Origin of the sequence: Fischerella sp. JS2 (assembly GCF_032393985.1) — a bacterium.
Taxonomy (GTDB): Bacteria; Cyanobacteriota; Cyanobacteriia; order Cyanobacteriales; family Nostocaceae; genus Fischerella.
Window position 1 is genome coordinate 4562807 of sequence record NZ_CP135918.1, and the last position, 21492, is coordinate 4584298.

Annotated in this window: 18 protein-coding genes; 10 read left to right on the top strand and 8 right to left on the bottom strand. The window is 41.4% G+C overall.

The genetic code is table 11. The features are described from left to right. Positions 1-299: 299 nt before the first annotated feature. On the bottom strand, positions 300-1577 hold the full coding sequence (ahcY, locus tag RS893_RS19300) for an adenosylhomocysteinase (protein ID WP_315787004.1): 1278 nt from the start codon (positions 1575-1577) through the stop codon (positions 300-302). A gap of 605 nt (positions 1578-2182) precedes the next feature. Here ahcY and RS893_RS19305 point away from each other — a divergent pair. From RS893_RS19305 to RS893_RS19315, 3 genes are all read left to right on the top strand, one after another. Further along, a complete protein-coding gene (locus tag RS893_RS19305) occupies positions 2183-3778 on the top strand; it encodes a mechanosensitive ion channel family protein (RefSeq protein WP_315792032.1) in 1596 nt (531 codons plus the stop codon). 283 nt (positions 3779-4061) lie between these two features. Next, a complete protein-coding gene (locus RS893_RS19310; RefSeq protein ID WP_315787006.1) occupies positions 4062-4325 on the top strand; it encodes a hypothetical protein in 264 nt (87 codons plus the stop codon). A 262-nt stretch (positions 4326-4587) separates the two neighbouring features. Further along, positions 4588-5364, top strand: coding sequence for an SDR family oxidoreductase (locus RS893_RS19315; protein WP_315787008.1), 777 nt, complete (start codon positions 4588-4590; stop codon positions 5362-5364). A gap of 269 nt (positions 5365-5633) precedes the next feature. On the opposite strand, the gene RS893_RS19320 is transcribed toward RS893_RS19315, so the two are convergent. The 5 genes from RS893_RS19320 to RS893_RS19340 form a co-directional block, all read right to left on the bottom strand. Continuing rightward, positions 5634-6413 carry a photosystem II S4 domain protein gene (locus tag RS893_RS19320; protein ID WP_315787010.1) on the bottom strand — a complete coding sequence of 260 codons (780 nt, stop codon included), beginning with the start codon at positions 6411-6413 and terminating at the stop codon, positions 5634-5636. Between the two features lie 238 nt (positions 6414-6651). Next, complete coding sequence (locus RS893_RS19325; RefSeq protein ID WP_315787012.1) at positions 6652-7146, bottom strand: hypothetical protein; 495 nt, start codon at positions 7144-7146, stop codon at positions 6652-6654. Positions 7147-7254: 108 nt separating this feature from the next. Beyond that, positions 7255-7635: a hypothetical protein gene (locus RS893_RS19330; RefSeq protein WP_315787014.1), complete on the bottom strand. Its 381-nt coding sequence runs from the start codon at positions 7633-7635 to the stop codon at positions 7255-7257. A 128-nt stretch (positions 7636-7763) separates the two neighbouring features. Next, the gene (locus RS893_RS19335) at positions 7764-8726 is read right to left on the bottom strand and encodes an N-acetylglucosamine kinase (protein ID WP_315787016.1); all 963 of its coding nucleotides are present in this window, start codon (positions 8724-8726) and stop codon (positions 7764-7766) included. Between the two features lie 70 nt (positions 8727-8796). Further along, positions 8797-10059 (bottom strand): MFS transporter, encoded by a 1263-nt coding sequence (locus RS893_RS19340; RefSeq protein WP_315787018.1) that lies wholly within the window; start codon positions 10057-10059, stop codon positions 8797-8799. 713 nt (positions 10060-10772) lie between these two features. On the opposite strand from RS893_RS19340, the gene RS893_RS19345 reads away from it, so the two are divergent. From RS893_RS19345 to RS893_RS19375, 7 genes are all read left to right on the top strand, one after another. Next, complete coding sequence (locus RS893_RS19345; RefSeq protein WP_315787020.1) at positions 10773-13775, top strand: valine--tRNA ligase; 3003 nt, start codon at positions 10773-10775, stop codon at positions 13773-13775. A 163-nt stretch (positions 13776-13938) separates the two neighbouring features. Then, positions 13939-14382 carry a hypothetical protein gene (locus RS893_RS19350; RefSeq protein ID WP_315787022.1) on the top strand — a complete coding sequence of 148 codons (444 nt, stop codon included), beginning with the start codon at positions 13939-13941 and terminating at the stop codon, positions 14380-14382. Positions 14383-14548: 166 nt separating this feature from the next. Next, positions 14549-15151 carry a DUF4129 domain-containing protein gene (locus tag RS893_RS19355; RefSeq protein WP_315787024.1) on the top strand — a complete coding sequence of 201 codons (603 nt, stop codon included), beginning with the start codon at positions 14549-14551 and terminating at the stop codon, positions 15149-15151. A gap of 187 nt (positions 15152-15338) precedes the next feature. Continuing rightward, complete coding sequence (locus RS893_RS19360) at positions 15339-16436, top strand: DUF4350 domain-containing protein (RefSeq protein WP_315787026.1); 1098 nt, start codon at positions 15339-15341, stop codon at positions 16434-16436. Between the two features lie 388 nt (positions 16437-16824). Continuing rightward, on the top strand, positions 16825-17784 hold the full coding sequence (locus RS893_RS19365) for a MoxR family ATPase (RefSeq protein WP_315792033.1): 960 nt from the start codon (positions 16825-16827) through the stop codon (positions 17782-17784). 139 nt (positions 17785-17923) lie between these two features. Then, on the top strand, positions 17924-18019 hold the full coding sequence (locus RS893_RS19370; RefSeq protein WP_315787027.1) for a hypothetical protein: 96 nt from the start codon (positions 17924-17926) through the stop codon (positions 18017-18019). 225 nt (positions 18020-18244) lie between these two features. Further along, complete coding sequence (locus RS893_RS19375; protein ID WP_315787029.1) at positions 18245-19579, top strand: DUF58 domain-containing protein; 1335 nt, start codon at positions 18245-18247, stop codon at positions 19577-19579. Here RS893_RS19375 and larE read toward each other — a convergent pair. After that, positions 19571-20377: an ATP-dependent sacrificial sulfur transferase LarE gene (gene larE, locus RS893_RS19380; RefSeq protein WP_315787031.1), complete on the bottom strand. Its 807-nt coding sequence runs from the start codon at positions 20375-20377 to the stop codon at positions 19571-19573. The two genes, RS893_RS19375 and larE, sit on opposite strands and share 9 nt — an antisense overlap. Positions 20378-20837: 460 nt before the next feature. Further along, positions 20838-21323, bottom strand: coding sequence for an allophycocyanin subunit alpha-B (locus RS893_RS19385; RefSeq protein ID WP_315787033.1), 486 nt, complete (start codon positions 21321-21323; stop codon positions 20838-20840). Between the last annotated feature and the right edge of the window lie 169 nt (positions 21324-21492).

The following is a 21492-nucleotide window of genomic DNA, read 5'->3' on the forward strand; positions in this document are numbered from 1 at the left end:
TTTCCGAAGAAGCCAGCAAGAGGTTTATTTACTATAGGGCGAGTGCTGCCCAGTGTGTTAAACTCTTCTTTATTTACGTGAGCTGATTTTATTTGCGCCTATTACCTATATCCTCACCAGAGGCCAAGCCTCCTAGTGTCGTCTTACCCAAACTTTAACTAAGTTACAAAACAACAACCGCTAACCACCAAATAAAAAAAAGGGATAGGCGGTGTGCCTACCCCAAGGCAATAGCCTTAGAAAACCTAGCTATAGCTTACGCTTTTCTTCAATGACTTTTGGTAAATTATCGGTAAAGATTAGGTTCCAGAAGTCCAAGAATTGATGTACTCGATTTGTTCCGGTGTCAAGGTGTCTATTTTAATTCCCATTGCCTGTAATTTCAACCGGGCAATTTCTTGATCCACTTCGGTAGGAATGGCGTGGATACCGGGTTCCAGCTTACCTTTATTTTTCACGAGGTATTCGCAACCGAGAGCTTGGTTAGCAAAACTCATGTCCATAACCGCGCTGGGATGTCCTTCAGCAGCAGCGAGGTTAATCAAGCGTCCTTCACCCAAAACTACAACTGACTTGCCGTTTTGTAGGCGATATTCTTCGGTGAAAGGGCGGACTGTCTTGATTTCTCTGGCTTTAGCGCCTAAAGCTTTGAGGTCAATTTCAATATCAAAGTGACCAGAATTACAGACGATCGCACCATCTTTCATAATGTCGAAATGTTCACCGCGAATCACGTGCTTGTTACCAGTCACGGTAATAAACAAGTCACCTAGCGGTGCAGCTTCTGCCATTGGCAGGACGCGGAAACCATCCATGACAGCTTCAATCGCTTTGATGGGGTCAATTTCAGTAACAATTACGTTCGCACCAAGTCCCCGGGCGCGCAAGGCTGTACCTTTCCCACACCAGCCATAACCAACAACAACAACAGTTTTACCAGCTAGCAGGATATTTGTAGCGCGGATAATTCCATCCAGGGTTGATTGTCCTGTACCGTAGCGGTTGTCAAAGAAGTGCTTAGTGTCGGCGTCGTTTACATTCACAGCTGGGAAGCTGAGAACGCCATCTTTGAACATAGCACGCAATCGCACAATGCCTGTGGTGGTTTCTTCTGTCGTACCAATGATGTCTGCCAGTTGCTCTTGGCGTTCTTTTACTAGGGTGGCAACCACATCACAACCGTCATCAATAATAATGTTGGGACGGTGGTCTAAAGCGATTTGGACGTGGCGGTTATAAGTTTCGTTATCTTCGCCTTTAATAGCAAAGACGGGAATTTCGTAGTCAGTGACCAGACAAGCAGCTACGTCATCTTGGGTGGAGAGGGGGTTGCTGGCAATCAACACAGCATCTGCACCACCAGCTTTCAGGGCAATTGCCAAATTTGCTGTCTCAGTTGTGACATGGCAGCAAGCTACAAGGCGAATGCCTGCAAAGGGCTTTTCTTGAGCAAAGCGATCGCGAATCTGCCGTAAAACTGGCATCTCACGTCCTGCCCATTCAATGCGCTGTCTTCCCAAGGGAGCGAGGGCGAGGTCTTTAACCTCGTGCTTTAATCGGGGAGATGTTGCGGTCATCAAATAGTTCCTCTATTCAAAGTAATAAAGTTACGTAATTCTTACGCACTCTACTAGATTATTCCAAGACTGACGAATTCAACCAAAATTTTTAGTTTTAAATTCATGTTTTGGGAATTGGGGAAGGGGGGAACGGGGAATAGGCACTCTTGCAAAAGGGAAATTTCTCAGGTAGAAGTTTGGGGATTTGAATCAGATACATTTAAATATCAAAGGTCATCGCCTCATTTCAATAATTTTTTCTAAATCAATTTAAGGGCTTCTAAATTTAGGGGTTAATTATTCTCCTGTTTCCCAATCCCCATTCTCTATTCCCTATTACCTTTTCAGCCGTTGAGCTTGCGTAGAGTAAAAATAATTTTGAACAAAGAATAAACTTCCTCTAAAGTAAATAAGAGTAAATACTCAACTGTAGACAGGTATAATCACTGAAACAGATTTGGCAGTATGAATTAAATTCAGTGACCAGTTGTCAATTATCAGTTATCAATCACTGGTTACTGATTACTGTTCACTGTTCACTGTTCACTGAATAAAGGAGGTATCCATTGCGCTCTCGATTTGTAGCGATCGCTTTCTCTTCAATAGTCGTCACTGTTGGAGTAATGCCACAAGCTACAGCGCAGATTCCCTTTATACCCAATCTGCAACCCCCGAATTTGCGGAGTAGTGAATCGGAAAGCAGAACAGTTACAGGCTGGGTTTATTTGGATGGTAAGCGTTTATTTCAGATCACCGCACCAAGAGCAAATATTACGGAGCGTTTAGAGAATATCCAACAAAAAGTCGATCAAATTAGCCAAGAATACTTTCAAAATCCGGATGCAAAACTGGATGTGCAAGTTAAGACTGAAAACGGATTGCCAGTCATTTATGTCAATGACCAACAGTTAATGACTATTACTTACCAAGATGCCAGACTGCGACAGGTAGATCCTTTGACGTTGGCAAATCAAATCTCCCAAAGCTTACGAGAACAATTACAACAGGCAAAACAAGAGCGAGAACCAGAATTTTTAGTCCGCCAGGGTGCAATTGCTGTTGGATGTGGACTAAGCATCCTTATCATTAGTTGGGGACTAACTTGTTGGAAAAACCGCTCACAAAGGACTTTAATCCAACAGCAACTAGCTTCTACCGCTTCACCAACAGCTAGACCAATAACAACACAGCTAAATCAACAGCAACAACGCCATATCCAAGAAGTCACAAAACGGCTGTATCAGATCGCCCAAGTAGGTATTTGGGGAGGCGGAGGATTATTTATCCTGGGTTTGTTTCCCTATACGCGATCGCTCCAGTCAGGAATTTTCCTTGGTTTGCAATTTCCCGTGATCTTAGGTGCTGTAGCAATTGGAACTTATGTATCGGTGCGTCTAAGCTATGTACTTATTGATCGCTTCACCTCTGCTTTTGTTAGTAGTAGCGCTTTACTAACTCCAGAAACTTCTGAACGTCTACAACTGCGAGTTTCTACGATTTCAGGTGTAGCAAAAAGTATAGTTACGATTGTCTGTATGGGGGTGGGTATTTTATGTGCGCTGCTGGCCTTAGGTATAGATGTTGTTCCTTTGCTAGCAGGTGCAGGTTTAGTTGGTGTAGCTGTATCTCTCGCCTCCCAAAACTTGATCAAAGATGCGATTAACGGTTTTTTGATCATCCTGGAAGACCAGTACGCTTTAGGTGATGTCATTTCTGTAGGGACTGTGGGAGGTTTAGTAGAAAATCTGAATCTGCGGATGACTCAAGTTCGAGATGCAGAAGGACGCTTAATCACCATTCCCAACAGTGAAATTAAAATCGTCGCCAATCTCTCTAGTCGTTGGTCACGCGCTGATTTAACAATTCCAGTTGACTACAAAACTGATATTGACGAGGCTTTGAGTTTAATTCAGAAAGTCGCCATAGAAATGGATGAAGACCCCAAATGGCAACATCAAATTGTTGAAACACCCCAGGTTTTAGGAATAGACAACTTTGGCGATCGCGGTTTATTAATTCGTGTTTGGATCAAAACCCAGCCACTCAAGCAATGGGACGTAGCCCGAGAGTTTCGCCGCCGTCTCAAAATCGCCTTCGACCATGCAGGAATTTTTATTCCCGTCCCCCAACAAGCCATCTGGGTAAATGATGCTCAATTGTTAGTTAGTTCAGATTCAAGAGTCAGGGGTCAACAGTCAAAAGTCAATGGTCATCAGTAGTGGTTGGTTGTTGATTGTTGGTTGTTGATTGTTGTAGAGACGCGATGCCTCGCGTCTGTACATTAGTGGTTATAAATCAGTTAACAGTGAGTAATTTAATTTGATAACTGATAACTGATCACTGCATATAGTACTTATGTACTATAATAGAAAAGGATTCACAAAGTGAAATGCGGAAAGGACAAAAGGACAAAGGAACAAGGATTTTAAATCCCTTTACCTTTTCCCTTTCCCGTTTTCTCCGACTAGACAGACTTCTGGAGATGGGTCAAGGATTTGCCATATGATTAAGCATTATATTCTCAGCCTCAATCCAACTGCTAAACATGACTGGGATCGGTGTATTCTACGTGATCCACTAACAGCCAAGCGTCCAGATCTTGCCAAACTAGTGGCTGAGGCTGTTGGTACTGACACAGGTAGCTATTTGGTGAGTGTGAATATTGAAGTAAAAGTTTTAGAACAAGCAACTGTAGTTCAAGCCGAACAATTATCTTTAAATGTTTCAGATGTAAACGAAAAGCCACAACTAAGGGAAGTAGCATAATTAAAATTGAACAGTCCTACCTATACTAAAGGTTAGGTAGGGATTGTATCTAGACTCTACCGCAATTGCGGCAACTATTAGCTATACTCCAATTACCCATTACCAACACGAGAATTAGATTATTACTGTAAGCAGTGGAAAAATTACACACATTATTTCAGCCTGCTTTTGAGTTTTTCGGCTTATGACTCTGGGCAGGTTAAATATCAAGCAAGTGTTGTTAATATATATAGAATAATTAAAAAATATCGTTTTATTTAAAATGCCGACTGCTTTAATTACAGGAGCCTCCGGTGGTATTGGCAGAGCCTTTGCTGAGGAGTTAGCTGCACAAAATCATAATCTTGTTCTTGTTGCTCGTTCAGAAGACAAATTAAACGAATTAGCCAACCAATTAAACCAAAAATATCAAATCCAAGTTGATGTAATATCTAAAGATTTAACAGAGCTAGGTGCTACTAATGCCGTCTTTGAGTTTACCAAAGAAAAAGGACTGACAATTGATTTATTAATTAACAATGCCGGTTTTGGAGACTACGGAGACTTTGCCGAAACAGATGAAGAACGGCAAATAAAAATAGTGCAATTGAATGTTTTGGCATTAGTAGATTTAACCCATAAATTCTTACCACTAATGCGACAACGCGGTTCTGGCAGTATTATTAATGTTTCTTCTTTAGCTGCATTCCAACCGATACCATATCTTTCTGTTTATTCTGCTAGTAAAGCTTTTGTACGTCATTTTAGTGAAGCATTATGGGCAGAAAATCGTCGATATGGCATTCGCGTTTTAGTTTCTTGTCCAGGCCCGACAGAAACAAACTTTTTCACAGAAGCAAAATTTCCACCAACTCTTGCAAGTAAAAACACTCAAGTATCAACTTCAGAACAAGTCGTGAAAGAAACGCTTAAAGCATTGGCAAGAGGAGATTCTACTGTTGTAATTGGCGGATTTTCGACTCACTTCATTACCAAAGTAGCTGGTGTAGTCCCACGTGAGACTTTGTTGAATCTTTTGGAAAAGCAGTTTAAAGCTTAATATTTGTTAGTGGTTAGTGGTTAGTAGTTAGTGGTCAAATACTACCTACTAACTCAGGGCTATTTCATTCTTGGCCTAACCCGCCCAGAAATCAAGTTTCCGGGCTAATAGCCTAAGTCCTTTAAAACGGACTCATAGCTTATTTAGTCGGTTTTAACAGACTTGAACTATGAGCCAAGAATTTTTAATTCTTGGTGGACTAGGGGAAAATCTAACTACTAACTACTAATGTACAGACGCGATTAATCGCGTCTGTACTAACTACTAACTTACATATAACGAGTTAATTGCACACGATATCTGTCTTTTTTTGTAACAGCAATGTCTCCAACTTCTAAACGTCCTTTACCGCGAATGGCAATTAAATCACCTGTTTTGACTTGAGAACTAGCTTGAGTGATTTCTTTCCAATTGACACGTACATCACCATCATCAATTAACTCTACCATTTTACTGCGGGACATGCCAAACCCGGCTGAGGCGATCGCATCCAATCTTAAAGAAGCTTCAACAGTAGTTAATTCTTTTTTCTTTGGTTCTCGTACTTTTAACTCGCTTAAATCAATGCGTTGAGTTTTGACCGGAACTGAACGTACCTGCTTGAGGTTCATTTCTAAAAATTCTACTAATTCCGGTACAACAATTGCCTGCGCTCCCCGTTCACCCAAAACAATAATATCCCCCGTCTTTTCGCGGATAATTCCAGTTCCCAACATTGCGCCTAAAAAGTCGCGGTGAGTCGCAGTATCAAACAGAAAATTTCCAGCAATATCTAGCGCTGCGATCGCAACTTGAGATAAATCTAAAGGAAGTTCCGAGCGTGCGATCGCAATTCTTTGACGTTCTGCTTGCGGGTATCCTCCCCACACCAGTAATTGCACCTCAGTTAAGCGACTAAATACCCGTTGAATTTCTGCTAACTCTGGGGGAGAAAGAAAATCAGTCAACACTACTTCCCAAGTTTTAATCGCTTGCTCAGCTTGATCAATTACACGAGCAACAGTATCTCTATTTTCAATACCTTTTAAAAGTTCTTCCCTTGGTAGCATTATTTCATTCTGTTGGTGGTTGATTGTTAATGGTTAGTGGTTAGTAGTTAGATGTTAGTGGTTAATGGTTGGTAGGGTGAAGCTATGGGGTGGGTATCTTTGTTAGAAATTAAATATCTTCTTACAAATGTAAGCGGTCTACAGTTATTAGTGGTTGATGGTTTTTGCTAAACTAATAACTACTAACTACTAATGTACAGACGCGAGGAACATCGCGTCTCTACTCACTAACTACTAACTACTCTTTATAACCCTGAATATTTTCAGGTTCAAACTGACGCAAAATCTGAGTTGCTTGACGGTGAACACTATCTGAACCTTGCACCACTATTAAATATTTACCTTCATTCAAGCGATTGCGGTAAGGTAAAGCGTCGCCACTACCAGTAATTAGACCTACTCCTCCACCAACAAATACACTACCTAAAGCTCCACTTCCAGCTCCTAGCAACCCTGCAACAATATGATTGCCGATTTCACCTGCCCAGGCAAAGGTATCTAACCCTGTAATGATGTTAAAAGTGGCTCCTGCAAAAAATCCAAAAGGTATTAGCCACAAAGCCATGAGTCTTGCTTGCTTTTGAGCAACTTCCTTAGGGTCAATTAAGCCAAATTCATCGGCGCTTTTGTAACCCTTACCAAGAATTGTACCTTTTATGCCTTCTTTTTCTAAGGCTAAGTAAGCTGCTTCGGCTTGAATACGGTCTGCTAATACGGCAATCAGGTAATTCATTGAATAAAAACAGTTCTCAAGTAAAATTTGCCCTAATTAACAGGGTATCAGTGGTTAGTAGTTGGTGGTTGATTGGAACAAACAACAAACAACAACTAACAATGACCCTTACTCTAACACTTCATCTAGTGGTTCACAAAAAGTATTGACGCCTTGTTTGAGGACATACATTAAAACTGGTGTTGCTAAAATTTGCGGAAATGCCGATATAGTTTTTAACTGTCCCATAATTTCTTGGACTGAACCTTGAAGCAAGTCTTCGCGAAATCCTTGTTCACAAATCACAGTACGCCACTTTTTCGCCAAAGCATCCAACCACTCTGAATTACCTGTTTCTGGTTGTTGTCCAGCTCGAATAGCTAATGTCATTGTTGCGTCTTCCAAATCACCATCACAATCCTCAATGACATCAAGTGCTTCCATCACTGTAGGGTTTTCTGCCAGCTGAGAGCGAAACTGTGCTATTTCTTGCGCTGTGACTTTTGTCATAATTATACTTTTTCCTAGCCGAGGGACTGACCACTCAGTTATGTTATTCCAAATTTGACTGCATAATTAACTGGAGATAATTGACAATCAACAATTTGTAATTAATTAGCTAGTTGCTCATCAATTCATTAATTTTCCCTTTCCCCTACCAAACTATTCAATGCCAACAAACCAGCACCATAAGCAGGTTCATATCTTGGCAAAATAACTTTGGCAGAAGGAAATTTATTGATCATAGATGCTGAAAATCTTTCATGCATCTTGCATTTACCTTGCCATACACTTCCGGTTGTGACTATTTCCAAAACTTCACCAAGACTAAAAATAGCGTTAATTACTGTAGAAGTTGCTTTAACTAACTCTTGAACAGCACTATCAATAATTTGATTCGCAACTTCATCTCCTACAGCCGCGGCGTTGTCAACAATTGGCGCTAAAGCTGCTATTTCTTTAACACCCCAACCACGTCGATATACTACTTCAATTAAATCTTCAATCCTTGCTAAACCCAGATGCTGCTTTAAATCTGCCAAAATTCTAGTTTTTATCTCACGTCCGTCATAGTATTTTAATGCTGCTTGCATACCAGCAACAGCAATTTTGTAAGCACTTCCTTCATCGCCTAAAAGATAGCCCCAACCCCCGACTCTTTTAGTATTTCCTTGCTGATTTTGACCTAAAACTATTGAACCAGTCCCGGCTGCAACGACAATTCCTACATCATTACCAATTCCCCCGACTAAGGCAATCAAAGCATCATTGGTGATGATGATATTTGATGATTTTAATGACCAAATAATAGGAATATAACCGCTATTTTGCAAATATTCTAATATACCTTTGATAATTTCGATATCTGCGGAACGACCTACACCTGCTAGTCCTAGACAGATAGCATTAACTGTGATTGTATCAGTTAAATTTAATGCGGCGATAATTGCAGTTTGAATTGATGTGATAGCTGCTTCAACCCCAATAATTTGATAATTAGATGCACCTGCTTCTCCACGACCTACTACTTCTTTTTGATGATTCATTAAAACACAAATAGTCTTACTACCACCACCATCTATTCCTAAAACATAGCTCATATTATTTTGGATTTGAGATTGTAAAAATAATATGGAATGAAGAATGCGATCGCCTTTCCCACCTAAAATACTATACTTGTTTTTCTTCCTTTAAAGGAATAAATAGCATAGAAATCATACCAGGAATAGTTAATACACAAACCAATATAAAAAATAATGGATATCCAAATAACTGTTGAAGATAACCACTAATTATTCCTGGTAACATCATACCTAAAGCCATAATGCCAGTTGAAATAGCAAAATGAGAAGTCTTATATTCATCTTGAGAGATATACATTAAATAAACACTAAAAGCCGTAAATCCAAAACCATAACCAAATTGTTCTAAAGAAACTAAAGGATAAACTAAATTGAGTGAAGGCTGATGGTAAGCCATATAGATATAAAATATATTTGGTAAATTCATTGCTAAAGCCATAGGCCAAAGGCATTTTTTTAGTCCATATTTAGAAATTGCTAATCCACCTAAAATACCACCAAAAATTAATGAAATCACTCCAAAAGTGCCATATACCAAACCTAAATCTGACGTTGATAATCCCAAGCCACCAACCTCTGGTTTATCTAATAAAAATAACGAGGCTATTTTGAGCAGCATTGCCTCTCCGAATCTATATAGTAAGATAAATGCTAAGATTGCTAAAATTTTCTGCTGTCGAAAATAGGAAGTGATAATCTGTAAAAAAGGAATCGCTGTTTGTGTTTCTGTTTGTCGTTTAACATCTGATTCTGGAAAAGGTAAAACAAAGCGGTGTAAAATAAAAATCATTGCTAAAATTAAAGCTGATACACCAAGAGCGATTGTCCAACTTAAAGAAATATTTTTTAAATTTACTTCTAGCTTACCAGCTAAAAATACTAATATTCCAGAACCAAAAATCACAGCTAATCTATAGAAAAGTGAGCGAATTCCAACAAAAAATGCTTGTTGTTCTGGAGTTAAAGCCAATAAATAAAAGCCATCGGTAGCGATATCATAAGTAGCAGAAATAAAAGCACCTATAGTTAATATTCCTAGAGAAATAAAAAAGAAATTTGGTAGTTGTAAAGAAAAAGCTAATAAACCTAAACAAAAGAACATAGTTAATTGTGTAGCTAAAATCCATGTTCTTTTAGTAGAGTAAATATCAACAAATGGGCCCCAAAACATTTTGATTACCCACGGTAAATACAGAAAGCTAGTCCATAAGGCAATTTGAGCATTACTAATGCCCAGCTTTTTATAAAAAATTACAGAAACAGTGTTGATAATAACGTAGGGTACACCAGAGGCAAAATAAAGAGTTGGGATAAAAGCCCAAGGTAAGCGAGATACAAATTGATGTTTCATAAATAAATACCCAACCTGACACTAACCTGTTGTTTCATCAATTGGGCAAACATTATACCAACCCATTTTCATCGAGCGAAACAAGCAATCCCCACTACTCAACTTTATCCACTCACCCGACTACCACTACCGAGACTACCAAAACCACGCCCTACTTTAGAACTGTTAGAGTTGCTCTTTGTCGTGCAAGTACCAGACTTGCTTGTGTAACTCTCAGAAGATAGCTACTGCTGCTATGACCACCAGAGTCATTAAGACAACGATGAGTTGGAATAAGCTAGGTTTCAGTTTCATGGGTTTTTGTGTTGAGATTGTTAGAATTTACCTCTTGAGTAATGCAATAAATAATTTCACGTGTTAAATAAGCAATTTCTTAAGGGATTTTTTGATTAACGAACCACAAAGGACACAAAGAGCGCAAAGATTAAAGAGAGGTTATGAGAGGATGATACGTTTGATACCGTCTTTGAGGAGAGTAACGTTGAAGTTGATGAGAAGGGCGAGGGGTACTCCAAAAACCCAGCCCCTAACACCCGATGTACCTCAATCGCTGCACTAATCACAGCACACGCAAACTCCTCCTCCTCATTTTTTGACTGTCTCATCTTTCCTTCCTCTTCTTTCTTTGTGTCCTTTGTGTCCTTCGTGGTTCGTTTCTATCAAAAGCCTGTGGCAAAATTTATTAAAGTCCTTCCGCACTTAGTTTTCCCAGCATGACCGCAACAATTACTAATCTCCCTGATCGATACGATCCCTTTACCACCGAAGCTAAATGGCAAAAATTTTGGGAAGAAAATCAAACCTACAAAGCCGACCCCCATGCAGGTGGTGAACCTTACTGCATCGTCATCCCACCACCCAACGTCACCGGTAGCCTACACATGGGTCACGCCTTTGACAATAGTTTGATTGATACCCTCGTGCGCTATCACCGCATGAAAGGAGATAATGCTCTCTACCTCCCCGGAACTGACCACGCCAGTATCGCTGTCCATACAATGCTGGAAAAGCAACTCAAGGCAGAGGGCAAAACTCGCAATGAATTAGGACGCAAGCAGTTTCTAGAACGGGCTTGGCAGTGGAAGGCAGAATCTGGGGGAACAATTGTCAATCAACTGCGACGCTTGGGTGTGTCGGTCGATTGGTCGCGGGAACGCTTTACCCTCGATGCAGGTTTAACCACAGCTGTTTTGGAAGCTTTTAACCGTCTCTACGAAGAAGGGCTAATTTATCGTGGAAAGTATTTAGTTAACTGGTGTCCAGAGTCACAATCAGCTGTTTCTGATTTGGAAGTAGATGCCAAAGAGGTTGATGGTCATCTTTGGCACTTCCGCTATCCACTGACAGATGGTTCTGGTTATGTAGAGGTGGCGACGACTCGACCAGAAACGATGCTGGGTGATACGGCGGTGGCGGTGAATCCTAATGATGAACGCTATCAGCATTTGATTGGGAAGACTCTGACGCTACCAATTATGAATCGGGAAATTCCGATTATTGGCGATGAGTTAGTTGACCCAACTTTCGGGACTGGTTGTGTGAAGGTGACTCCTGCCCATGATCCGAATGATTTTGAAATGGGCAAACGTCACAGTCTGCCGTTTATCAATATTATGAATAAGGACGGCTCTCTAAATGAGAATGCCGGTGAGTTTCAAGGACAAGACCGCTTTGTTGCCAGAAAGAATGTGGTTGCTCGTTTAGAAGCAGACAGTTTTCTGGTGAAGGTGGAAGATTATAAGCATTCGGTTCCTTATAGTGAGCGTGGGAAAGTGCCTGTAGAACCGTTGCTTTCAACCCAGTGGTTTGTCAAAATTCGCCCACTGGCAGACCGGGCACTGGAATTCCTCGACGAGAAAAATTCGCCTCGGTTTGTGCCTCAACGCTGGACTAAGGTTTACCGTGATTGGTTGGTAAAGTTAAAGGATTGGTGTATTTCCCGGCAATTGTGGTGGGGACACCAAATCCCGGCTTGGTACGCTGTCAGTGAAACGGGTGATGAAATTACTGATAACACGCCGTTTGTTGTGGCGCGGAGTGAGGCAGAAGCACGAGAAAACTTAGTTGGACAATTTGGGGAGAATGTCAAGGTAGAGCAAGATCCAGATGTACTGGATACTTGGTTTTCTGCTGGACTTTGGCCATTTTCAACTTTGGGATGGCCGGAACAAACCCCGGATTTAACGACTTACTACCCTACTAGTACTTTGGTGACTGGTTTTGACATTATCTTTTTCTGGGTTGCCAGAATGACGATGATGGCGGGACATTTTACTGGTCAAATGCCGTTTAAGGATGTTTACATCCACGGGTTGGTGTTAGATGAAAATGGTCAAAAGCAGTCTAAGACTAAGGGTAATGGTATTGACCCGTTGATTTTGATTGAGAAGTACGGTACAGATGCCCTGCGCTACACGATGATTAAGGAAGTAGCTGGTGCGGGTCAAGATATCCGGATGGACTACAACCGGAAGACGGATGAGTCGCCGTCGGTGGAAGCGTCCCGTAACTTTGCTAATAAGCTGTGGAATGCGGCGCGGTTTGTGATGATGAATTTGGATGGACAGACGCCGCAGCAATTGGGTGAACCTAATCCTACAGAGTTAAGCGATCGCTGGATTCTTTCGCGTTACCATCGTGTTGTTCAGCAAACCCGCAATTATCTGGATAATTACGGGCTTGGTGAAGCTGCTAAGGGTTTGTATGAGTTTATTTGGGGTGATTTTTGCGACTGGTATATTGAACTTGTCAAATCTCGCTTGCAAAATAATGCTGATCCGGCATCGCGACGAGTAGCACAACAAACTCTGGCATACGTACTGGAAGGGATTTTGAAGCTGCTTAGTCCTTTTATGCCTCACATTACGGAAGAAATTTGGCATACTCTGACTCAACAAGGGGCAGAGACTAAGCAAAGTTTATCTTGGCAATTGTATCCAGAGGCACAGACAAATTTAATAGACTCTGAAACAGAAGAACACTTTGAGCTGTTGATTGGTACAATCCGCACGATTCGCAACTTGCGCGCCGAAGCAGATGTGAAACGAGGGGTAAAAGTAAATGTAAACTTGCAAACTGACAGCGACAAGGAAAGGCAAATTCTCACTGTTGGACAATCTTACATTCAAGATTTGGCGAATGTAGAGAATTTAATGATCGCTGCTGGTGAGAGTCAGCAACAGCGAGAAAAACCCCAGATCGGTTGGAAGAAGATTGCATTAATTATTGCAGTAGTCTACTTTTTCCGACTTGGTTTAGCGATCGCTGATGCGGTTGATGATATTCCTCTGCTGGGAAGTTTCTTTGAAGTTGTAGGTTTTATTTATGCAACGTGGTTTGTAAGCCAAAACTTATTGTCTGTTGAGGCTAGACAAAAGTTCTGGCAACAATTGTTCAAACCACCTGCTGACCAGATGGCATCATCAGAAGTATCACAACAACCACAAGCACCAGAAAAAGCGATCGCAGGTGTGGTTGGTACAGTGCAAGTTCTACTTCCCCTGGCTGGCGTGGTCGATATAGAAGCTTATGTGGCCAAACTGCAAAAACGCCTGACCAAGCTGGAAGCAGAAATTAAATCTCTGACTGGTAGGTTAAGTAATCCTAAGTTTGTGGAACAAGCTCCGCCAAATGTGGTAAAGGAAACACGAGACGCTTTAGCAGAAGCCCAAAAACAAGCTGAAATTTTGCGCGATCGCTTGCGTCAGCTAGCATAACAATAAAGAATGAAAATTCAAGGATGAAGGGTGAAGGATAAGGGTAAATGATGAAAATAAAGTATAAATTACTACATTTACCTATCAGCTTTTAACCTTTTGTTTTCCTCGTTTCCCTTTTCCCCTTTCCCTTTCCCCTTTCCCCCTTTCCCCTTTGATTGACATGTTATATCTAGCCCAAGTACACAAAAACGAATTTTTAGACCAGTTCCAGTTACATTTATTAGCACGTCAGGAAGCTCAAAATATATGGGTAAGAATCCCAGAAGAAGCTTTTATTCTCCTGGGAAAGGGCAAGACTCTGACAGAAAAATTACTTGTTTTAGTCGAGCTTTCCCCCACAGGTGATATAGAAAGAATAGAAGAAGCTACTAACTGGGTACTGGATTTAATAGGTACTTACCTTACCACAGGCATTACTCCAGATTTTTTGCGCCAAGAAGCAGAAAGGGCTGAACAGTGGCGGCAAAATTTGACTTTGCAAAACCAAGATTTAGCACGCCGCACCCTAGAATTAGAAGCACGTCGAGAACAAATTCAAGCCCTCGAAGAAACTATTAAACGAGAAAAAAACCTGGTCAATAAAGGTGATAATCCTGGGGAGTAGGGATGGGAGATGGGGAACTCACCGGCCCCCACTTCCCCAAGGGAGTGGGGATTAGGGGAGGTGTGAGGAGTGGGGGGAGTGTGAGGAGTGTGAGGGGTATGGGAGAACAACCACCAACCAACAATCAACCACTAACCAATGACAATTGACCAATGACAATTGACAAATGACTACAGAATTTGAAAAAACAAGTTTAGGTTGGCAAAGTTCTCAATTTCAGCAACAAATTGGAGAGTGGCTGGAATATCAGTGGTCTCGTCTTAATCCCACACTACCAGAATTGCCTTCTGGCTGGTCGATAGATTCTTGGTTTATCTCACTCTTAAAGTTTCTGTTGTGGCTGGGAGTAAGTATATTTGTGATTTGGCTAGTTTGGTGGTTGTGGCGAGAATTTAGTCCTTATTTATATTCCAGGCTAGCTGGGGCTAAAGGTTCTGACTCTGCTTCCCAAACAGCAAATGTTGAGTTGTCAGCAGCAAAATTATTGACGCGATCACAAGAATTTTATCGTCAGGAAAACTACCGTGATGCTTGTCGTTATCTTTACTTTGCGATGTTACAGCACTTGCACGAAAAAGGTATTCTCCCCCAGAAAAAAAGCCGTACCGATGGCGAATATTTACAACTTTTGCGCCTGTCACGTCTCCAAATCCAGCCTTATGAAACTTTAATTACAACTCATGAGCAGTTATGCTTTAGTGATGCTGAGATGCTTGCTGAAAATTACGAGCATTGTCAGCAAGCATACCGGGAAATCTTTCAACAATAGTAGGAGAGTGAAAGGAGTGGGGAGATGGGGAGATGGGGAACTCACCGGCCCCCACTCCCCCAAGGAGTGGAGATTAGGGGCAATGGGGAGATGGGAGTAGGAGGAGTAAGTATTAAACAACTACTAACTACTAATGTACAGACGCGATGTTCCTTGCGTCTCTACCCATTAACCACTAACCTAACTTATGAAAGCTTCAAATCGCCTAATCTGGCTGGGTGCGATCGCGATAGCAGTATTAATTTTACTAACCATCATTGCTGCTCCTAGTAATAGCAAAATTAATAGTGGTTCTACTTATGGTCTTGCTCCTGATGGCTATGGAGCCTGGTATGCTTTTATGCAAGACCGTGGAACAACAATCAAGCGCTGGCAAAAGCCTTTTGAGCAATTAAAGAAAGAAAAGCGTCCTGTAACGCTGTTACAAATTTACAGCCAACTCAACCACCCGGTTCTGTTATCCCAAGAAAAAGAATGGGTAGAAGCTGGCAATACTCTAGTAGTTTTGGGTGTGCGCGAACGGGTAACAGCAGCCAACTTTAGCACCATGCAAAACTCGCCCTTTGGCAATGTCAAAATTGCAACACGGCGACGATTGGCATCTATATCTGATCAGGAAAAAATTTCTTTGGGCGATCGCTTTGGTGCTGTTGTTTGGGAAGAAAGGCGCGGTAAAGGCAAAATAATTTTTTCTACTACTCCCTATTTAGCTGCGAATGCTTACCAAGATTATTCCAGTAATTTCCAGTATTTAGCCAGTTTGGTCAGCCAAAAAGGTAACTTATTATTGGTGGATGAGTATATCCACGGTTATAAGGATGCTGATGTCAGAAAAAGTGAAGGAGAAAGGGATTTATTTAGTTATTTAGCTAGAACCCCATTACTTCCAGCATTTATTCAGGTATGTATCTTACTATTGGTGTTAATTTGGGCACAAAATCGCCGCTTTGGTAAGCCTGTAGCTTTGGATACACCAGAACTAGATAACAGCGAAGCTTATATTCAAGCACTAGCGGGAGTACTGCATAAGGCTCAATCCACCGATTTTTTGGTAGAAATGATCGGCAAAGAAGAACAGTTACAACTACAAAAAACCTTAGGTTTAGGCTCAGATTTACGAGATAAACAAACTTTAGTCAATACTTGGCAGCAACAAATTGGCACTGCAACAGCAGAACTTCATAGTGTGTTGCAACAATCTCCAAAGCGCCGCATAAGTGAACGAGAGTTGATTAGTTGGTTAGGAAAGTGGCAAACCTTGAGGAGAATTAAAAATAATACTTAATTTATGAATTGGGACTGTAACCAAAATTGAGGTTTAGAGAAATCGAACACTGATGCACACTGATGAACACAGATAGATTATCCGTAGGTATTTATGTTATGTGTCGGTGTTTGCTTACTTATAAGCTTAAAAATAGGTTGATAGCATTTCTTTGTAGATGCATCGGTGTGTATCGCCTTGCACAGTGGTCGTTTTTCCCACCTAATTGCAAACCGCTATATAATCTATTGCTTAAATTCGATAACTGTGCATTAAGTAAAAAAATGACTATAAAGGTTGGTTAATAGTTTTGGTTGGTAGTTGGTTATTCTATTTACCACTAACCAATGTAGAGACGTGCCATGACACGTCTGGTACAACCACTAACTACTAACCACTAATAACTAACATTAAAAACATGAGCGAAACCCACACTGTATTTAATCGCCTTAGTCAAGCTTTAAACCGAGTCATTGTCGGGCAATCTAGTATTGTACAACAGCTACTCATCGCACTGTTGGCAGGTGGCCACGTAATTTTGGAAGGTGTACCAGGAACTGGTAAAACACTCTTGGTAAAAGTTTTGGCACAGATTATCCAAGCGGAGTTTCGTCGTATCCAACTCACGCCGGATGTTTTACCCGCAGATATTACTGGTACTAATATTTTTGACTTAAATAGTCGCAGTTTTACTTTGAAAAAGGGGCCAGTGTTTACTGAAGTGCTGTTAGCAGACGAAATTAACCGCACTCCCCCCAAAACCCAAGCGGCGCTACTAGAAGCAATGGAAGAAATGCAGGTAACGCTGGATGGTGAAAGTTTGCCATTACCAGATTTATTTTGGGTAATTGCTACGCAAAATCCCTTGGAGTTTGAGGGTACTTATCCTTTACCAGAAGCACAACTAGACAGATTTGTATTCAAGCTGGTAGTAGATTACCCAGATGAAGTAGCAGAAAAACAAATGTTACTAAATCGACAGGCGGGGTTTGCAGCACGACGTTTAGATATTGCTAGCCTTAAACCAGTGGCGAATGTAGCGGAAATTTTGCAGGCGCGACAAGAAGTCAAACAAGTGCAAGTTTCTGAAGCAATCATAGATTATCTTTTGGCATTGGTAAGAACATCGCGACAACACCCGGATTTAGCTTTGGGTGCATCACCCCGCGCTGCTACTTCTTGGTTTGTAACAGCACAAGCAACGGCGTACTTAGCAGGTAGGGATTTTGTTACTCCTGATGATGTCAAAACAGTTGCAACTCCACTGTTGCGTCATCGTCTGCTTTTGAAACCAGAAGCACTGTTAGATGGTTTACAAATTGATGCAGCGATCGCTTCAATACTTAACAAAGTTCCAGTACCAAGGTAAAGGATGAAGTATGAAGGATGAAAGGTGTAGACGCGCCTTCTTCGGCTTCAAGGTAGAGTAGGGTGAAAAGCAAAAGCCGTGGGATATTAGAGAAAGGTCGTTTGAATATGCTTTACGAGCAATCAAACTTTATCAATTTTTGCAGCAAGGCAAAGACCAAGCTGGTTACATTATTGGCAAACAATTCTTCAGAGCAGCAACTTCTATCGGGGCTAACATTGAAGCAGTCAAATAGAAGCGAAAGTAAATCAGATTCCATTCACAAGTACAATATTGCTCAAAAAGAAGCAAGAGAAAGCTTGTACTAGCTTCGTCTTTTAGCTAAATCAGAAATTATTCCAACTCAAAATTTAACATCTTTGACCGATGAAACCGAGGAACTAATATCAATTATCACAACGATAATTGTCCGTGCTAAAAACAATAAACGTTCCTAACTTCACCCTTCATCCTTCAAAATATGATTCCCTCAAAACGAGTTTATTTACTTTTAATTTTAGGAATTGCGATCGCGTCTACTTTAGCCATCTTTTTTGGCGTTCGTGCCAGCATCACTATAATTTTGCTATATGATGCCGTAGTTTTGGCATCTATGGTTGTGGATGGTTTGTTAGTTCGGCGTCACCGGGTGCAGGTGTCACGGGAATTACTACCGCGCTTGTCTGTAGGACGGGATAATTTGGTAGTACTGCGAGTTACTTCGGAAAAAAATCAGGCAATCATTCAAATTCGCGACTATTACCCAAGTGAGTTTGGTGTCTCGACACCAACACTAGACGCTAAGATTCCTAGTCAGACCACTCAAGAGTTAACTTATACAGTCCACCCAACCCAACGGGGAGAATTTTCTTGGGGAGATATCCAGGTGAGACAACTCGGTGCTTGGGGTTTAGCTTGGGACGATCGCAAGATTCCCCAAATTCTGAAAGTTTGGGTTTATCCAGATTTAGTCGGGTTGCGATCGCTTTCTATTCGCTTGACATTGCAATCTTCTGGTGCTATGCGTCAGTTTCGCCAGTTGGGAATTGGCACAGAGTTTGCGGAACTGCGAAACTATCGTACGGGTGATGATTTGCGGTTGATTGATTGGAAAGCAACAGCGCGGCGGGTTGGTTATGGGAATACACCGCCATTAGTCAGGGTATTAGAACCAGAACAAGAGCAAACTTTGTTGATTTTGCTAGATCGGGGAAGGTTGATGACAGCAAAAGTCCAGGGTTTGCGACGGTTTGACTGGGGTTTAAATGCGACTTTATCTTTGGCTTTAGCAGGATTACATCGAGGCGATCGCGTTGGGGTAGGTGTATTTGATCGCCAGATGCATACATGGATTTCCCCAGAAAGGGGACAAAATCATTTAGGAACTCTCATTGATCGCTTGACTCCCATTCAACCAGTGCTACTAGAATCTGATTACATGGGTGCGGTAACTCATGTTGTCCAACAACAAACTCGTAGAGCCTTAATTGTAGTTATTACCGATATAGTTGATAATACTGCCTCTGCCGAACTGCTGGCTGCTCTTTCGAGACTTACACCCCGCTATCTTTCTTTTGCTGTTACTTTACGCGATCCCCAAGTAGATCGTCTAGCACATCTTCCCCCAACAGCAGACTTTGAGGGAGTGAAAAATGCTTATACCCGCGCAGTTGCTTTAGACTTATTAGCACAGCGACAAGTAGCATTTGCCCAACTCAAGCAAAAAGGTGTGTTAGTTCTCGACGCACCCGCAAATCAAATTACAGAACAACTAGTTGATAGATACTTGCAACTTAAAGCGCGGAATTTACTTTAAAACCCGATTTAATTTGCCACTGCTATAACCTTCTAAATCTAGAGTTACGTAGATAAAACCAAACTCTTGAAATGTGGTGACAACTGTGTTTAAATCTGTATTCAAGACAAAATCTTTAATTTTTTCTGGTGGTAATTCAATCCTGGCAGTATCGCCTTCTGAACGAACCCGTAAATTCTGCCATCCCAACTTCCGCAGATAAATTTCTGCCCTACCTACACGTTGTAACTTCGCTACAGTAATTTCTTCGCCATAAGGAAAACGAGAACTCAGACAAGGTTGGGCAGGTTTATCCCACCAAGGTAGACCGAGTTGTTGGGAAATTTGCCGCACTTCGCCTTTGGTAATCCCAACTTCTGCTAGAGGCGATCGCGCACCTCTTTCTTTTGCTGCCTGAATTCCTGGCCGATAATCATGCAAATCATCAGCATTCACCCCATCTACTACGTAAGGATAACCCATTTCTACAGCTAAAGGTTTGAGGGTATCGTGCAATTCACTTTTGCAGAAATAACAACGGTTAACAGGGTTAGAAGTGTAATTAGGATTTTCCATCTCATGTGTGGCGATGATTTGATGGGGAATCCCAATCATTGCTGCTTGGATTTTAGCATCTTCCAATTCTTCAGGTAACAAACTCGGCGAAACAGCTGTCACAGCCAAAGCGCGATCGCCCAAGACATCATAAGCAACCTTAGCAACCAAAGTACTATCAACACCACCAGAATAAGCAATTAAAGCTTGATTCATCTGGGCGAATATGGCTTTGAGTTGCTCAAGTTTTTCTGTCAACATCATTTTCTAGCCTAACCAAAACCCCATAATTTAAATTGTAGTTAGTAGTTAGTAGTTAATGGTTGGTGGTTAATAGTTACTGGTAATTCCTTTACCCCTCACACTCCTCATACTCCCCCACCTTTCCCATCTCCTTGTCGCCAAATGTAACAGATAGTGAAATGGTATTACTTATTTACCACTATCTACTAACTACTAACTACTAACTACTAATGTACAGACGCGATGTTCCTCGCGTCTCTACCTACTAACTACTAACAATCAACAACTAACAACTATCTACTAACAAAATAAAATATCCCCACAACTGGCTGGTAACTTGACGGAGATTCCGCCAGAGCCACTAGCAAGTGTGGGGAGTATGATGGTATTAAGAAATCATGATCAATATTCAGGTGCGATTTTGCACTTAGACAAGCGCAAGCGAAACTGCACCTTGAGACATTGTGAGTCTGGCCTTCGATTAAGACATCGCTTGAATGATGTAATCAAAGTAAGGTGCTGCTTCAGCAGAGTCGCCTGTATTCAGTAAATCAAGGGAGGCTTTTTTCAAGCAGTTGATGGCTTCTACCATTCCAGGTACAGGAACACCCAAGGAATTGTACATTTCTCGCACACCAATCAAACCAATTTTTTCGATTGGTTCTTTGTCGCCGGCAAGTACACCATAAGTAATTAGGCGTAAATACCAGCCAAAATCACGGATACATAAAGCACGTTGGCGTTCTCCGTAGGCATTACCTCCTGGTGAGATAAAATCAGGACGCTTTTGCCAAAGCTGTTTGGTAGCTTCCTGAACAATCTTTTTTTCATTTTCAGCTAGCGTACTAGCAATGCGTACGCGCTGTTCGCCGGTTTGTAAAAACTCTTTGATGCTTTTGAGTTCACCACTGCTGGGATAACGCAGTTCGTCGTCGGCTTTGAGAATAACTTGGCTTACTACAGTCATGATATTGAATCACGAGATTTATTATTTGCTAGTTTAACGAGTCTTGTGGACACAAGTGAAGGGGGATTGGGGAGATGGGAAGGGAAGAGGGACACGGGAGACAAGGAAGGGCACGTGGGAACTCGGGGTCTCTGGTGGGGAAGGGGGCGGAGAGTATGAGGAGTGTGGG

Coding starts and splice junctions, on each gene's coding strand:
- ahcY (WP_315787004.1), bottom strand. CDS start 1,577: ATGACCGCAACATCTCCCCGATTAAAGCACGAGGTTAAAGACCTCGCC.
- RS893_RS19305 (WP_315792032.1), top strand. CDS start 2,183: ATGCCACAAGCTACAGCGCAGATTCCCTTTATACCCAATCTGCAACCC.
- RS893_RS19310 (WP_315787006.1), top strand. CDS start 4,062: ATGATTAAGCATTATATTCTCAGCCTCAATCCAACTGCTAAACATGAC.
- RS893_RS19315 (WP_315787008.1), top strand. CDS start 4,588: ATGCCGACTGCTTTAATTACAGGAGCCTCCGGTGGTATTGGCAGAGCC.
- RS893_RS19320 (WP_315787010.1), bottom strand. CDS start 6,413: ATGCTACCAAGGGAAGAACTTTTAAAAGGTATTGAAAATAGAGATACT.
- RS893_RS19325 (WP_315787012.1), bottom strand. CDS start 7,146: ATGAATTACCTGATTGCCGTATTAGCAGACCGTATTCAAGCCGAAGCA.
- RS893_RS19330 (WP_315787014.1), bottom strand. CDS start 7,635: ATGACAAAAGTCACAGCGCAAGAAATAGCACAGTTTCGCTCTCAGCTG.
- RS893_RS19335 (WP_315787016.1), bottom strand. CDS start 8,726: ATGAGCTATGTTTTAGGAATAGATGGTGGTGGTAGTAAGACTATTTGT.
- RS893_RS19340 (WP_315787018.1), bottom strand. CDS start 10,059: ATGAAACATCAATTTGTATCTCGCTTACCTTGGGCTTTTATCCCAACT.
- RS893_RS19345 (WP_315787020.1), top strand. CDS start 10,773: ATGACCGCAACAATTACTAATCTCCCTGATCGATACGATCCCTTTACC.
- RS893_RS19350 (WP_315787022.1), top strand. CDS start 13,939: ATGTTATATCTAGCCCAAGTACACAAAAACGAATTTTTAGACCAGTTC.
- RS893_RS19355 (WP_315787024.1), top strand. CDS start 14,549: ATGACTACAGAATTTGAAAAAACAAGTTTAGGTTGGCAAAGTTCTCAA.
- RS893_RS19360 (WP_315787026.1), top strand. CDS start 15,339: ATGAAAGCTTCAAATCGCCTAATCTGGCTGGGTGCGATCGCGATAGCA.
- RS893_RS19375 (WP_315787029.1), top strand. CDS start 18,245: ATGATTCCCTCAAAACGAGTTTATTTACTTTTAATTTTAGGAATTGCG.
- larE (WP_315787031.1), bottom strand. CDS start 20,377: ATGATGTTGACAGAAAAACTTGAGCAACTCAAAGCCATATTCGCCCAG.
- RS893_RS19385 (WP_315787033.1), bottom strand. CDS start 21,323: ATGACTGTAGTAAGCCAAGTTATTCTCAAAGCCGACGACGAACTGCGT.